Source organism: Ruegeria sp. YTSA144 (assembly GCF_059610125.1).
In genome coordinates this window covers 230,150-244,664 of the sequence record NZ_JBXWNA010000006.1, presented here as the reverse complement: position 1 = coordinate 244,664, position 14,515 = coordinate 230,150, and the positions used below count along the sequence as shown (strand labels likewise).

16 protein-coding genes are annotated in these 14,515 nt (G+C 58.9%); 3 read left to right on the top strand and 13 right to left on the bottom strand.

Features of this window, described 5'->3' with window-relative positions; translation table 11 throughout:
- Nucleotides 1-46: 46 nt before the first annotated feature.
- The 8 genes from AC2FF8_RS14595 to AC2FF8_RS14560 form a co-directional block, all read right to left on the bottom strand.
- A complete protein-coding gene (locus AC2FF8_RS14595; RefSeq protein WP_496880025.1) occupies nt 47-1,279 on the bottom strand; it encodes a mandelate racemase/muconate lactonizing enzyme family protein in 1,233 nt (410 codons plus the stop codon).
- A gap of 19 nt (nt 1,280-1,298) precedes the next feature.
- Nucleotides 1,299-2,393: a Zn-dependent alcohol dehydrogenase gene (locus AC2FF8_RS14590; protein ID WP_170344897.1), complete on the bottom strand. Its 1,095-nt coding sequence runs from the start codon at nt 2,391-2,393 to the stop codon at nt 1,299-1,301.
- Nucleotides 2,394-2,475: 82 nt separating this feature from the next.
- Nucleotides 2,476-3,675: a TCR/Tet family MFS transporter gene (locus AC2FF8_RS14585; RefSeq protein ID WP_425079837.1), complete on the bottom strand. Its 1,200-nt coding sequence runs from the start codon at nt 3,673-3,675 to the stop codon at nt 2,476-2,478.
- Between the two features lie 123 nt (nt 3,676-3,798).
- Nucleotides 3,799-4,488, bottom strand: coding sequence for an alpha/beta fold hydrolase (locus AC2FF8_RS14580; RefSeq protein ID WP_496880024.1), 690 nt, complete (start codon nt 4,486-4,488; stop codon nt 3,799-3,801).
- A 12-nt stretch (nt 4,489-4,500) separates the two neighbouring features.
- Nucleotides 4,501-5,289 carry a 3-oxoadipate enol-lactonase gene (gene pcaD / locus AC2FF8_RS14575; protein WP_496880023.1) on the bottom strand — a complete coding sequence of 263 codons (789 nt, stop codon included), beginning with the start codon at nt 5,287-5,289 and terminating at the stop codon, nt 4,501-4,503.
- 60 nt (nt 5,290-5,349) lie between these two features.
- On the bottom strand, nt 5,350-6,324 hold the full coding sequence (locus AC2FF8_RS14570) for a threonine ammonia-lyase (protein WP_496880022.1): 975 nt from the start codon (nt 6,322-6,324) through the stop codon (nt 5,350-5,352).
- A complete protein-coding gene (locus AC2FF8_RS14565; protein ID WP_496880021.1) occupies nt 6,321-7,151 on the bottom strand; it encodes an alpha/beta fold hydrolase in 831 nt (276 codons plus the stop codon). Before AC2FF8_RS14565 ends, AC2FF8_RS14570 begins: the two co-directional genes overlap by 4 nt.
- Nucleotides 7,151-7,837 carry a haloacid dehalogenase type II gene (locus AC2FF8_RS14560; RefSeq protein ID WP_257600173.1) on the bottom strand — a complete coding sequence of 229 codons (687 nt, stop codon included), beginning with the start codon at nt 7,835-7,837 and terminating at the stop codon, nt 7,151-7,153. Before AC2FF8_RS14560 ends, AC2FF8_RS14565 begins: the two co-directional genes overlap by 1 nt.
- Before the next feature lie 126 nt (nt 7,838-7,963).
- Between AC2FF8_RS14560 and AC2FF8_RS14555 the strand changes: the two genes are divergently transcribed.
- Entirely contained in the window at nt 7,964-8,392 is a 429-nt protein-coding gene (locus tag AC2FF8_RS14555; protein ID WP_496880020.1) for an FKBP-type peptidyl-prolyl cis-trans isomerase, read from the top strand.
- A 271-nt stretch (nt 8,393-8,663) separates the two neighbouring features.
- On the opposite strand, the gene AC2FF8_RS14550 is transcribed toward AC2FF8_RS14555, so the two are convergent.
- From AC2FF8_RS14550 to fabA, 3 genes are read right to left on the bottom strand one after another with little or no spacing between them, the layout of a single operon-like run.
- Nucleotides 8,664-9,455: an enoyl-ACP reductase FabI gene (locus AC2FF8_RS14550; protein WP_170344905.1), complete on the bottom strand. Its 792-nt coding sequence runs from the start codon at nt 9,453-9,455 to the stop codon at nt 8,664-8,666.
- A gap of 5 nt (nt 9,456-9,460) precedes the next feature.
- Complete coding sequence (gene fabB / locus AC2FF8_RS14545; protein WP_170344906.1) at nt 9,461-10,690, bottom strand: beta-ketoacyl-ACP synthase I; 1,230 nt, start codon at nt 10,688-10,690, stop codon at nt 9,461-9,463.
- Nucleotides 10,691-10,721: 31 nt separating this feature from the next.
- Complete coding sequence (gene fabA, locus AC2FF8_RS14540) at nt 10,722-11,231, bottom strand: bifunctional 3-hydroxydecanoyl-ACP dehydratase/trans-2-decenoyl-ACP isomerase (RefSeq protein ID WP_152457158.1); 510 nt, start codon at nt 11,229-11,231, stop codon at nt 10,722-10,724.
- Nucleotides 11,232-11,417: 186 nt separating this feature from the next.
- Between fabA and irrA the strand changes: the two genes are divergently transcribed.
- Entirely contained in the window at nt 11,418-11,834 is a 417-nt protein-coding gene (gene irrA / locus AC2FF8_RS14535; protein WP_170344907.1) for an iron response transcriptional regulator IrrA, read from the top strand.
- A 6-nt stretch (nt 11,835-11,840) separates the two neighbouring features.
- Here the strand turns inward: irrA and AC2FF8_RS14530 are convergent, their stop codons facing one another.
- The gene (locus AC2FF8_RS14530; protein ID WP_170344908.1) at nt 11,841-12,737 is read right to left on the bottom strand and encodes a LysR family transcriptional regulator; all 897 of its coding nucleotides are present in this window, start codon (nt 12,735-12,737) and stop codon (nt 11,841-11,843) included.
- A gap of 84 nt (nt 12,738-12,821) precedes the next feature.
- Between AC2FF8_RS14530 and AC2FF8_RS14525 the strand changes: the two genes are divergently transcribed.
- Entirely contained in the window at nt 12,822-13,643 is an 822-nt protein-coding gene (locus AC2FF8_RS14525) for a phytanoyl-CoA dioxygenase family protein (RefSeq protein WP_496880019.1), read from the top strand.
- Here AC2FF8_RS14525 and AC2FF8_RS14520 read toward each other — a convergent pair.
- Nucleotides 13,626-14,489: a hypothetical protein gene (locus tag AC2FF8_RS14520; protein WP_496880018.1), complete on the bottom strand. Its 864-nt coding sequence runs from the start codon at nt 14,487-14,489 to the stop codon at nt 13,626-13,628. The two genes, AC2FF8_RS14525 and AC2FF8_RS14520, sit on opposite strands and share 18 nt — an antisense overlap.
- Nucleotides 14,490-14,515: the final 26 nt, after the last annotated feature.

Sequence of the window (14,515 nt, the reverse complement as noted above, 5' to 3'; positions counted from 1 at the left end):
ATATCGCGATTTGTGATGGCAATATGCATCAAGGCGACTGGTATTGTCACCCCTCGGTTGCCGGCGCACCCCCCTGAAAAGCGTTGCCTTCAACGTAATTGCATGGGTCCTCCTGCATTTGCAGATGCAACCCGTCGCCGTCATATGGGTGCGCGCGGGCCAGGTCTTCGTCGACATCGATCCCAAGGCCCGGAGCATCCGGGGCGGCGACGAACCCATTCTCGACCCGGATCGAGCCCTTGATCAGTTGATCGTGGAACGGTGTTTCGATGGTTTCTAAAAGCAGCAGATTGGGAATGGAAGCTGCCAGATGGATGTTGGCGGCCCATTCGACCGGACCGGCATACAGATGCGGTGCCATCTGCGCGTTGAAGACCTCGGCCATGGCTGCGACTTTCTTCATCTCCCAGATTCCGCCTGCACGTCCCAGCGCCGGTTGCAGAATCTCGGCGGCTCCGGCGCGCAGGACGGCTCCGAATTCGGCCTTTGTGGTCATCCGTTCTCCGGTTGCAACCGGAATGCGTACGTTGCGGGCGACGCGGGCCATGTCTTCGATATTGTCAGGCGGTGTAGGTTCCTCGAACCAAAGGGGCTGATATGGTTCCAACGCCTGTCCCAGCCGAATAGCCCCGGCCGTGTTGAACTGGCCATGTGTGCCGAACAGAAGATCCGCCCTGTCCCCCACGGCCTCGCGGATCGCTTTGCAGAAGGCGACAGACATGGAAATGTCACTCATCGCGGGCATATGGCCGCCGCGGATCGTATAGGGACCGGCCGGGTCGAATTTCACGGCGGTGTAGCCGCGGCGCACCATTTCCGCCGCCGTTTCGCCCGCCTGTTCGGGCGAGGTCCAGAAATCGTTCAGGTTGTGCTGAGGCAGGGGATACAGGTAAGTATAGGCCCGGATCCGATCATTCATCCTGCCACCCAGCAGCGCATGGACCGGTCTGTCGCGATCTTTGCCCAGAATATCCCAGCAGGCGATTTCCAACCCCGAGAATGCGCCCATCACCGTCAGGTCCGGGCGCTGCGTAAAGCCGCTGGAATAGGCGCGACGGAACATGAGCTCGATGTTTTCGGGGTTCTCGCCCAACATATGCCGGTCGAACACGTCCTGAATGACATGACGCATCGCCTCGGGCCCCACGGACGAGGCATAACACTCACCCCAGCCCGTGATGCCGGTATCGGTCGTCACTTTGACAAGTATCCAGTAGCGCCCGCCCCAGCCCGGGGCGGGCGGGGCGGTGACGATGACGTCGAGATCCCGAAGTTTCATCCCAAATCCTTTCGGTGGGTCAGGTCCTGTCGAACAGGATCACATTTCGCTTGGCCGATCCGGTTTTTGTGTCGGCGATGGCCTCGTTGATCTGATCCAGTGACCAGCGGCCCGAGATCAGCTCATCCAGTTTCAGCCGCCCCTGTTTATACAGGTCCACCATCCAGGGTATGTCGCGCTGAATGACCACGTCGCCCATTTTCGACCCGACAACGCCCTGACCCAGGGCTGCCAATACAACGGGTTCATAGCTGGCCATGTCACCGGAATGTGGCATCCCGATCATGATCGCCTTGCCGCCGCGCCCAAGATAGCGCGGGGCCTGATCATAGGCGGGAATCGCGCCGACAGTGATCAGAACGGCATCGGCGCCGCGTCCCCCCAGCGCCCTGTATGCGGCTTTCCATGGTTGATCCAAGCTGGCGAGGACGCCGTGGGTTGCGCCGAACTCCTTGGCGATCTCAAGCTTTTCTTCGGTCATGTCCACGGCCACGATCCGCCGCGCGCCTGCAATCCGCGCGCCTTGAATTGCGTTCAGGCCGACACCACCCGCCCCAATGACCACCACGTCCTGACCGGGGCGCACGCCCGCCGCATTCACCGCAGCGCCGACCCCGGTGATCACACCGCAGGACAGCAGGCTGGCCAGTTCCTTGGGCAGGTCATCCGGGATTTTGACGATCTGGCGGTGGCTTACCACGACCTTTTCGGCAAAGGCCCCGCATGCCATCGCCTGTTCGAGCGGGCCGCCATCGCCTGTTTTCAACGGACCTTTGACAGTATCGTAGGGCGTTTCGCAAATAGTCGGTTTCCCGCCTGCGCAGGCAGGGCAAGACCCGCAGGCGCGGATCAGGGTCACCACCACTGGGTCGCCGACCTTGAAGTCCCCGGCCGCCTCTCCGACCGCGCTGATCACGCCTGCGGCTTCGTGCCCGTAAACGGCTGGCAGGAACCCTCCCCATGCGCCGTCGGCATAGGAAATGTCCGAATGGCAGATGGCCACGGCCTCCAGTGTCACCTCGACCTCGCCCGTGCCGGGGGGGGCCAGATGAACGTCTTCGATCACCAGTGGTTCGCCAAATGCCCGGCAGACTGCGGCTTTGATTTTTTGCATGTTTTCCCTCATTCCCGTTGGGTTCACGGTGGCGCGGGAAAAGGCGGCTCGCAAGGCAGAAACCGCCATTTGCATGTCGTTGTTACGCTACGACAGGCCGGGACCGTCTAAACAGAAGAAATCCTGCCAGCATCAACAAGAGTGCCAACAGAAAAGGGGCGCCGGGCAGGTAGAGCGGGGTGTCGGGTCGAATGAACTGCGCGAATACGCTGGTCATCACCAACGGTGAGATCACCATGGAAAGCGCATGCAACGCAGTCAGGACACCTTGCAATTCGCCTTGCTGCGAATCTGGAGTGGCCCTTGACATCATGGCCTGAAGAGCGGGCGTGATGACCGCCCCAATGGCGGTGATTGGGATGAGAAGCAGTGCGATCAGGCCGTTGGTCAGAAAGGCCAGAATGGCGAAGCTTATGATTTCGAAAACCATGCCATAGATGATTGTACCCCGCTCGCCCAAAAGCCGGATGGCCGGGCGGATCAGGCCGCCTTGCACGACGGCCATGCCGATACCATAGACACCAAGCGACAGGCCGATCATCTGCGCGGACCAACCGAAGCGCTCGGTCGTGAAGTAAGACCAGATGGCGGGATAGACGTAGATTGAAACCGAATACAGGAAATAGACCCACAGCATCGGCCGGATTCCCGGCAATGCTGCAATGGCGCGAAGCGAGTTCACCGGATTTGCACGCCGCAGGTTGAATTCACGCCGGTTCTCGGCGGTCACTGTTTCGGGCATCACGAAACAGCCGATGCAAAAGGTCAGCGCCGCCAACCCTGCCGCAGCCCAGAATGGCGCCCGGGTTCCAAATTCGCCAAGCAATCCGCCGATCACCGGACCCAGGACAAAACCTACGCCAAAAGCGGCACCCAGAAGGCCGAAATTTGCGGCCTTGTCTTTTGGGTCGGACACATCCGCCATGAAAGCCGCCGCTGTAGAATGGGTGGCCGCCGTGATGCCTCCAATGATGCGTCCGACCAGCAAAAGCCAGATGCTGCCCGCCACGGCCATGACCATGTAGTCCAGCGCCATGACGAACAGGGACACCAGCAATACCGTTCTGCGTCCGTAAGCATCGGACAGGTTTCCCAGAATGGGCCCGAAGATGAATTGCATTGCCGCAAACGCAGTACTCAGCACACCGCCCCAGATTGCGGCATTGGCCAGGGTGCCGCCCTGAACCTCGACAATCAGTTGCGGCATGATCGGCATCACAAGGCCAATGCCCATGGCATCGATCATGACGATGCTGAGGATGAAGAAAAACGGCAGACGCATAGGACCTGAACAAGTGAGTTGTGTGCGGCACCCTAGGCGCGCCCGACGAATGAGGGAAGAGAGAGTTCGCCCTCATGCCCCATGTCGTCGCGACAGGTTACTAAAGTTCGTTTGCCAGTTCGGTCAAAAGCTTGGCCAATTCCTGAGGATGTGAAAAAAAGGTGAATGTGAGCTGTCGATTGCGCGCCGAAGATCTTCGGGAACGCAGGCACTCATGTCTGCCTGGTACTCGGTTGGAATCGTGCGGTCATCGGTTGTTCGGATATAGGCCTTGGGGACTTTGGCAAAGCGCGGACCAACCGGCAGCGGTGTTTCTTGTGGATGGATGGCTTGCGGACACAAGCGCGCGTATGCGTATGGCAGGATGTCGTCCGGGCAATCGTGATAAAACAGCTGTGGGATGGCATCCACGGATACGGTGTAGGAAAGCCCGTCCGCAGATTTTTCCACTGCGTGCGCAATGGTTTGCCGTGGCCCGCGCCTGCGCATTTCTGCCATCGAAAGACCATCCCGAGGGACATAGGCACACAGGTAAACCAAGGCGCGCATTGCATTTGGGCGCGCCTCGGCCGCGGCGCTGATCGGAAAGCCGGCCCACGAATGGCCCACGACAATCGTATCGGGTGTACAGCCGTTCAATATGGCATCGCGGCAACTGTCCAGCGTGACGTCGGCCACCGGTGTGGGATCTGCACCATGGCTGGGCATGTCGATGGCGCGGGCGGTATGGCCCAGGGCTTCCAAAGCGGGGATCAGGTCGCGCCAGCACCAGGCGCCGTGACACGAGCCATGGACCAACAGGAAGGATGCCATTGTCATTCTCCTTCAGACATGTCCGATTTCGGTCAGAAATCCGGTCAGGATTTCTTCGTATTCCGTGGGTTTCTCAACACAAGGCAAATGCCCTGCGCGGCGCATCAGCTGGAACCGGGATCCGGGAACCAGATCAATCGTTTCCCGCACCAGATCGGGTGGGGTCGATCCGTCTTCGCTGCCCGCAATCCCAAGCGTGGGCAGGCGCAGGCCGCTTGTGGGGGTATAAAAATCGGTACCGGCAATGGCGGCACTGCAGCCCAGATACCCTTCGACTGGTTGGCTGACCATCATATCGCGCCAGGGCAGGTGGTTTTGCGCGCGGCGGAATTCGCGCGAGAACCAGCGCTCCATCGTGGCATCGGCCAGAGCCTCGATCCCGCCCTCTCGCACCGCCTGAATGCGCTCTTGCCAGATCGAAGGCGTGGCGATCTTGGCAGCGGTGTTCGACAGCACCAGCGCACGTATCTGGTCCATGCGTTTGACTGCCAGCCCTTGTGCGATCATCCCGCCAATCGAGAGGCCGACAAAGACGCAATCGCGAACCTGAAGATGATCCAGCAGCGCTTCGGCATCCCGCACCAAAGCGCCCATCGAATAGGGTGCATGGGGCACCGAGGATTGCCCGTGCCCACGTTTGTCATACCGGATGATGCGCAGCCCGTCGGGCATGTATGGCAGCACCGCATCCCAAAGACGCAGGTCGGTTCCCAGGGAATTGGCAAACACAATGGGTGCACCGTCCGGGGGGCCGTCGATGCGATAGTTCAGTTTCACGTCGCCCAGATCAGCGATCATCATGACAAAGGTCCTTGTCGTCACGGCGGTCCTGATGCAATTTGCACAGCTTTCGCACCCATGTCAGGTCAGGAATTCCAACGCCTTAGCAAATATTCCCGGATCGACATTCCCACCCGATGTGACGACGATCACATCGTCACCCTCGATCTCGTCACCCCGGAAAAGGGCCGCGGCCAGGGCTACGGCGCCGCCGGGTTCCAACACGATTTTAAGGCGCAGAAAGGCATGGGCCATGGCCTGCAACGCCTCGTCTTCGGTGACAGAGAGTCCGGGCCCACAAAGACGATGGAGGATCGGAAAGGTGATATCGCCAGGCTGCGGTGTCAGGATCGCATCGCATATGTTACCCGACGCCGCAGTGTTGTTTTGAATGCGACCTGACGCCAATGATCGTTTGACGTCATCGAACCCTTCCGGCTCACAGGGGCGCGCCCGCAAATTCGGCGCGTGTTTCTCCAGCGCCAGCGCAATGCCCGAGGTCAAACCTCCGCCGCCGCAACAGATCAGAACATCCGCCTGCGAAACCCCAATTTCCGCTGCCTGCCTGGCGATTTCCAGCCCGGTTGTGCCTTGCCCCGCGATGACTTGCGGTTCGTCATAGGGGCGGATCAGGGTCAGACCACGTTCTGCCGCGATGGCTTCGCCAATCTCCTCCCGGCTTTCATTCGCGCGATCGTACAAAACGACTTCTCCGCCCAGCGCGCGGGTATTGTCGATCTTGAGTTGCGGCGCGTCCGACGGCATGACGATGACCGAGGCAATCCTGTGCTTCGAAGCGGCCATCGCAACGCCCTGCGCGTGGTTGCCCGATGAATATGCGATCACGCCGCGCTTGCGTATGCCCTCATCCAGCGCCGAAATGGCCGACCACGCGCCGCGAAACTTGAAACTGCCGGTATGTTGCAGACATTCCGGTTTGACCCAGATCCGGCGGCCCGCGAGGGTGTCGAGAAAGGGCGACGACAGGATCGGTGTTTCGCGGACGTGTCCTTTCAGCCGATCTGCGGCGGCTTCGATCATCTCAAGTGTGCTCATGCGGCGTTCTTCAATACCTTCTGTATCAGGTCCAGTGATTGGGGTTCGTTCAGGAACGGAACATGCCCGCGATCCGGTACCTCGACCGAGATCAGGCCAGGATGGCGACTGTGCATCTCGGCCAGAGTGGCCACGCCCAGAACATCGGAATTCGCGCCCCGGATCACACCGGTGGGAATGTCGCGCAAGGCTTCGAAGAACATCCATAGATCAGGGGCTGCCCCGCTTGCAGCTTGTTCAAGAAGCGCCTTGCGCAGGGCTGGATCGTATCGCAGCTTCAGCCCATCTTTGCGCATTTCATACTGAAATTCTGCCTGTTTGCGCCAGGTTTCCAGTGGAACACCGGGAAATTGCGGCTCCATTACGTGTTTCAATGCGGCGGCGGCTTCATCATAGGTTTTGGCCGTGGGTTGCGCCCCCACGTAGGCCATGATCTTGGCGATACCTGACGGCTCGATTACCGGCCCCACGTCATTCAGAATTACGGCGGCCAGACGTTCAGGATGGCTTGCGGCCAGCGCCATGGCGATCAGCCCGCCGCGCGATGTTCCCAGAATGACTGCTTTCGCGATCCCCAGATGATCGAGCAGTTCAATCGCGTCATGGGACTCGCGAAAGATATTGTAGTTCATGTATTCGGGGTCGTATTCCGAACGCCCGCGCCCCCTGTAATCCATGGCGATCATGCGCAGGCCCGAGGCATGTGGCGCAAAAAACGAAAAGTCGCGGCTGTTTCGGGTCAGACCAGCCAGACACAAAAGCGGCGTGCCGGTGCCGGTCTCTTCGAAATAGATGCGCCTGCCGTCCGTTGTCATGAACTCTGACATCAGAGACCGGCCAGCTTGGGAATCGAGGTCAGATCAGACAGCACATGCGCAGGTGTCCAGGGAAGGCGGTCCATGGGTTCACCAATTCGATTGACCCATGCGGTCACAAAACCGTACCCGCTGGCCCCGGCAGCATCCCAGCCATTCGAACTGACGAACAACACGTCACCGCGTGCGCAGCCAAACCTGTCTTGCACCAGATCATAGACGCGTGCATGGGGTTTGAAGACGCCGACGCTTTCGACCGACAGCACATCATCCAATACATCCCCGATTCCGGCGGATTTCACGGCTCCATCCAGCATGGGGGGTGACCCGTTGGACAGGATCGCCGTTTGCAGCCCGGCTTCCTTGAGGGCTTTCAACATGGCCGGAACTTCGGGATAGGCCTGCAATTCCCAATAGAGATCAAGCAGACGTTGGCGCAGGTCCGGGTCGCCTTGCAGGCCTGCGGCCTCCAGAGCCCAATCTAGCCCGTCCTGGGTAACGTCCCAGAAATCCGCATGTGCATCCGCCACGGCGCGCAGCCATGTGTATTGCAGTTGTTTCAGACGCCAATGCGCCGCAACTGTGGTCCACTTGTCTTTCAGGGCTTCGAAACCCGGCTCGTCTGCCGCCTGTCGGGCAGCGGCAGCAACGTCGAACAGTGTTCCGTAGGCGTCGAACACACAGGTCGTGATCGCCATATGATCCTCCTCTGATTGCGCGCAGGTTGGCACATCGGGGAATGGGGTGAAAGGGCCGAGGCTTTACAACATTGTGGCAACCTCTAGGGTTGGCTGCTTAACCCCTTAGAACGGCCGGAGGCCACGATGACTGAAATAAAACAGGGCGACACGGTTCGCATCCACTACACCGGGACGTTGCTGGACGGCAAAGTCTTTGACAGCTCGGACGGGCGTGATCCGCTGGAATTCGTGGTCGGGTCGGGCCAGATCATCCCAGGTTTGGACAGTGCCATGCCGGGTCTGTCCACCGGGGACAAGACGCGGGTCGAGATTGCCTGCACGGACGCCTACGGCCCGATCAACCCTGCGATGCGTCAGGAAATTCCCCGCGAAGGCATTCCAGACGACATCCCCCTGGATCCCGGGACACAGTTGCAGATGCAAACGCCAGAAGGTCAGGCCGTGCCTGTAACGGTCGTGGATGCAAACGAAGACACCGTTACCCTGGATGCAAATCACCCGCTGGCAGGGCAGGATCTGATTTTCGAGATCGAAGTCGTTTCAGTCAACTGAGACATGTTTCGGGCCGGACGTCCGGCCCGGATCTCACCCTATCAGAGCGTGAATCGCGGCCCGCACCTGTGGCTGCGTAAAGAAGACAAACACCAGCAACAGTGAAGTCAACGTAAGCAATAGCACCCTGGCCCGTTGGCTGAGAAAGCCGGGCTTTCGCCGGCTTTGCGTCGCGCGTGCATTGTTTGCAATGATTTGGTCAAGTTTGCTCATATCGATTACCTGCCGCGCAATGATGGTAAAATCTGGGCAGCGGCAGGGAAAGATATGGTCACATGGCTTCGGGCTGTGGCATGCCCAGTACGTGGAAACCACCGTCAACGCGGATGATCTCACCCGACGTGCAGGCACCTGCATCTGACGTCAGGTACACAGCCGTACCGCCGACAGCTTCAAGTGTGGCGTTAGAGCGCATCGGTGCATTCTGATCGCAGAATTTGTAGGTCTTGCGGGCGCCGCCGATGGCTGCACCGGCAAGGGTTCTCATCGGCCCTGGGGAAATCGCGTTCACGCGGATGCCATCGGGGCCAAGATCGTTGGCCAGATAGCGCGTTGCTGATTCCAGCGCAGCCTTTGCGACACCCATCACGTTGTAGTTGGGTACAACCCGGTTGGAGCCCTGATAAGTCAGGGTCAGCAGAGACCCGCCATTGTCTTTCATCAACGGATAGGCGCGGCGCGCGACCTCGATGAAGGAATAGGCCGAGACATCCATCGAATGTTTGAAATTTGCTCGTGTGGTATTCAGGAACCGACCTGTCAGCTCGGACTTGTCCGAATAGGCGATCGCATGGACCAGGAAGTCTATGGTTGGCCAGCGTTCGGCCAGCTCGCCAAAAGCGCGATCCAGCGACTCGTCGTCGGTGACATCCGCATCGACCATGAAATCGCTGCCCAGGCTCTGAGCCAGCGGCTCCAGCCGCTTTCCGAATGCCTCGCCCTGATAGGTGAATGCCAGTTCGGCGCCAGCCTCGTGCATGGCCTTGGCAATGCCCCACGCAATCGAGCGGTCATTGGCCACGCCCATGATCAGGCCGCGTTTACCTTTGAGAAGATCCGACATTACTTTCACCCGTTATACCTTGACAGAACCATGGATCCGTTCGTGCCGCCAAAGCCGAAGCTGTTGGTCATGACACTGTCCAGTCCTGCATTTTCAACCACTTGAGTTGCAATTTCACCGGGCTGAATGCCTTCGGCAAGCGTTTCGACATTGATGGATGGCGCAATGAAATCATTGTCCAGCATCAGCAGGCAGAAAATCGTCTCGAGCGCGCCAGCCGCGCCCTGAGCGTGGCCTGTCATAGACTTGGTCGACGAGATGGGGGGCACATTGCCTTCGCCAAAGATGCGGCGCACGGCCTCGACCTCACCCACATCGCCGACGGGGGTCGAGGTGCCGTGGGCATTGATATAGCCAACCTTGCGCCCCTCGGGCACGGTATCCAGCGCAAGACGCATCGCGCGCTCGCCGCCCTCACCTGAAGGGGCAACCATGTCGTGGCCGTCTGAAGTTGCGGCATAACCCGTAACTTCAGCATAAATTTTGGCGCCGCGGGCCAGGGCGTGGTCCAGCTCTTCCAGAACAACGATTCCGCCGCCGCCCGAGATCACGAAACCGTCGCGGTTTTCGTCGAACGCGCGCGAGGCTTTGTCGGGTGTGTCATTGTATTTCGACGACATCGCGCCCATTGCGTCGAACAGGCAGGACAGGGTCCAGTCCAGTTCCTCGCCGCCGCCGGCGAACATCACATCCTGCTTGCCCAGCATGATCTGTTCGGCCGCGTTGCCGATGCAATGCAGCGAAGTCGAGCAGGCGGACGTGATCGAATAATTGATGCCCTTGATCTTGAACGCGGTCGCCAGATTGGCCGAGATCGTCGAGCACATGCATTTCGGCACGGCAAATGGCCCGATCCGTTTGGTCGCGCCCGTCTTCAGAACGGTCTGATGCGCCGTCAGCATGGCGCTGGTCGATGGTCCGCCAGAGCCCGCAACCAGTCCGGTGCGGGGATTGACGATCTGGTCTTCGGTCAGCCCGGAATCGGCAATCGCCTGGCTCATGGCGATATGTGCATAGGCGGCCCCGGGACCCATGAAGCGCAGTGTACGCTTGTCCACATGCTGGGCCACGTCGATCTTGAGCGTACCCGCGATCTGGCTGCGAAAACCATGTTCCGCCATCTGCTCGCTTGCCACGATCCCGGATTTACCTGCTTTGAGCGAGGTCAGAACTTCTTCGGCATTGTTCCCGATCGAGGATACAACCCCCAGACCGGTGACGACTACTCGACGCATGTGCGCACTCCTTGTTTCAGACCGTTCGGGCTCAGGCCTCGGAAAGAACGACCTTCATGTCCTTGACATCATAAATCATCTCGCCATCGGCTTCGACAATGCCATCTGCCACACCCATTGTCAGGCGACGCGTTTGAATCGCTTTTTTGAAATCGATTTTGTACGTCAGCATCTTGCGGTCCGGGCGCACCATGCCGGTCAGCTTTACTTCGCCGACGCCGACGGCCATGCCGCGCCCCTGCCATCCACGCCAGCCAAGGTTGAAACCGGTCAGCTGCCAAAGCCCGTCCAGCCCCAGACAGCCCGGCATGATCGGGTTGCCCGGGAAGTGGCATTCAAAGAACCAAAGGTCGGGTGTGATGTCGAATTCGGCCAGCACATGGCCTTTGCCGTGCAGGCCGCCATCGGCAGAGATGTCGGTGATCCGGTCCATCATCAGCATCGGTGGGGCGGGCAATTGTGCGTTGCCGGGGCCAAATAACTCGCCGCGAGCGCATTTCAGCAGATCATCTTTGTCAAAACTGCTTGGGAACTGGGCCATTCTGCCGCCTTTCCTGCCGGGGGTCTGTCTTTATATCTGGCCTCGTCTAGCACCCGTTTGCAAGGTCCTGCAAGAGCGGTGCGCCACATCATGTTGTGTTGGTTCTTATCCTGCGAATGAATTTCATTTGTAATTGCCGGTGATGCGCCCCTATATATAAAGGCAGCAATAATGGGTATCGGATCGATGACACCTCAGAGCCGCGAAATCGCAACGGGTTGGCTGGTGAATGCCGGCTTGCGACCGACGCGTCAGCGCGTGGCGCTGGCCGAGCTTCTGGTGGGCGACGGCCGCCATCGCCATGTCACCGCAGAAAGCCTTTTTGAATCGGCAAAGGCGAATGGTGATGCCGTGTCTCTGGCAACGGTCTACAACACTCTGCGTGCTTTTTGCGATGCAGGTGTGCTGCAAGAAATCACAGTGGACGGATCCAAAAGCTATTTCGACACGAACACGCATGATCATCCCCATTTTTATTGGGAAGACGACGCAAGGCTAAGTGATGCGCCATCGGATCAGTTGGTCATTCAGCGTCTTCCCGAGGCGCCGGAAGGTGTCGAAATCGCGTCTGTCGATGTCGTCATTCGCTTGCGCAAGAAGTAAAAGACCTTAAACGCCTGTCAGCCCGGCCACCAAAACGCGTTCTGTCTTTTCTATGACCGTGTCAGAGGGTCCCGTTCCGTGCCGTGCCAGAACGACGGATTCTGCTGTGTCCGGATTGGCAATCGGCACGCTGACCAGATGCTTGTTGTCATAACTGAAGCTGCTGGGTGGGCTGGCATAGCTGATCCCGATTCCCTCACCATGAGCCGCAAGGCTGCGTTGAATCTCAAGGGATGCGGCCCGGTGCGCGACGGTAGGGCGCAGCCCGTGTTGGCGGAACAGGCCGAGAATGTGTTGAGCGGACAATCCTTCCGAAGACAGAATCAGCGGATAACCTTCCAGCGCTGCAAGGGTGACTTCTGTGGTTGCCGCCAACGGATGATCCGGGGACATCAAGGCCTTTGGTCTGCTGTCGAACAGCTTTGTACGGGCGAACCCCGCATCCATGGTCAGGTCGTATGTGATTGCGATGTCAATCTGGCCATCCATCAATCCATTCAGCAGCCCTTCGAAGGACCCGGCCACATACGTAAGGTTGATATCGGCGAATGTGTCGCGAAGAAGTTGCAGGGCCGGAGCCAACAGGAAGGGGGCCAGGTCCGTAAAGCAGCCCAATCTCAGTTTGGTTGTTTCCGGTACGGAGGTATCGGACGCCTCGATTCGGGCGGCATTTTTCAGCAGGACCTCGGCATGATCTATGAACGTACGCCCCTGAGGTGTCAGTGCCATGGCCGCCCCACGCCGGCGGACGAACAGCGGATACCCCAAATGGGCTTCAACGCGCGTCAGCGCAGTAGACAAGGCCGGTTGTGAAACGTTGAGATGTTGGGCCGCCGCCGACAAACTGCCGTGACGCCCGACTGCACAGACATATTCATATTGGCGCAGCGAAATATATAACATGAGATTAATAATAACTTCGAAAGATATGATTTGAACAGAATACACTGTTGCGGGCAAAAACAAAAAAAACTTCAGGAGCTTCCGATGCCACACCCTCTTGTTTCTCAGCAGATGATCGACACTTATCAGGCGGATGGCGTCGTACTGGTCAAAGGGCTGTTTGCCGATCACGTGGATCAGTTGCGGGACGGGGTGGCTGCGAATATGGCCGATCCCGGTCCGTATGCGTCCGAAAACAAGAAGGCCGGTGAAACAGGTCGTTTCTTTGATGATTATTGCAACTGGACCCGGATTCCACAGTTCCGCGAAGTGATTGAGACATCTCCCGCAGCCGAGGTCGCCGCGGATCTGATGCAATCGAAACGCGTTCAGATGTTTCACGATCACGTGCTGGTCAAGGAACCCGGTACGTCGATGGCGACACCATGGCATCAGGACGGTCCCTATTATTTCGTCGAGGGTCAGCAGACGATCAGCTTCTGGTCTCCGCTTGATCCGGTCAGGCAGGCCACGCTGCGTTGTGTTGCCGGGTCACACCGTTGGAAGAAAGAGGTTCTGCCGACCCGCTGGGTTTCCGAGGACGGCTTTTTCCCGGATGAAGGTCAGTACATCCCCGTGCCGGATCCGGATGCCGAAGGTATGAAGGTCATCGAATTCGAGATGGAGCCCGGCGATGCCGTTGCATTCAACTATCGCACGCTGCACGGCGCGCGCGGAAACCAGTCAGACAGCCGTCGCCGCGCCTTTTCCTTGCGGCTGGTTGGCGACGATGCCCGGTATGTAGAGCGCCCCGGCCGAACCTCGCCCCCGTTTCCCGGTCATGACATGACGCCGGGGCAGCGCCTGCGCGAGGATTGGTTTCCGATTTTGTTGCAGCGCCAGGCCGGCTCAGAACCACTGTCCTGATTCGATCAGTCCGAGATCCAGCAACTGGCGGGACTGCCATTCAAACGGTACCGAGTTGCGCCAGCGAAAGCTTCGGATGTCAAATGTTGACCCTGCATTGGATTTCAGCGCTTTCGCGGCCCGGAAGGAACAAATGGCGGCCGTCAGGTTGTGATGCCAGGGACAGGAATAGGTATTGTATTCCGGTTCGTTGAAGGTGTGGTCGGGCCTCAGCACCAGGTGCTTTTGCGCCTTGAACACTGCGATACGGTCGATCCTGCGACGTTCGTAGGGAATGTGGTCCTCGAACCGCCACCGCAACCCGCCTGAAAGATCCACCTGACGGTCCAGCGGTTGGCCGCTTGGGTCGTGGCGGGTATGGGCATAATACCCAGCGCTGTCGAACATGGCCTGATCGGGGGCCACGCCGTTGGGATGTGCGATCAGATCCTGTGCGTACAGGTCGATGACATAGCTGAGCATCGCATTGCGACGCTCTTCACTGTGAAAGACAAGCATCTCGCCCACGCTGCGCGTTTCGCAGTAGGGAAAAAACAGGTATTCGGCGTTGTAGCAATAATACATCCAGATACCGGGTGCGGCCTGAATGATCCTGTTTATGGTTTCGAAGACGACCAGCCGGGGAAAACACTTCAAATTGACCCGATGCACCTTGGCGGACAGGTCTTCTGTCAGGTGAAACTCGTCCGGTGCAAAGACGATGACGGATTTGAAGCCCAGCCTCAGATGATGGTGCAGCGTGCTGGCCAGCTCCACTTCGTCCTCGGCAAAAATCAATGCTACGGGGCCTTTGGCCAGTGCGGCCTGTCCCGATTTCAGGAAATGGTCGAGGGAATCGTACGTCATCGGGTGCTTTTTGGTCCGGCCTTTCT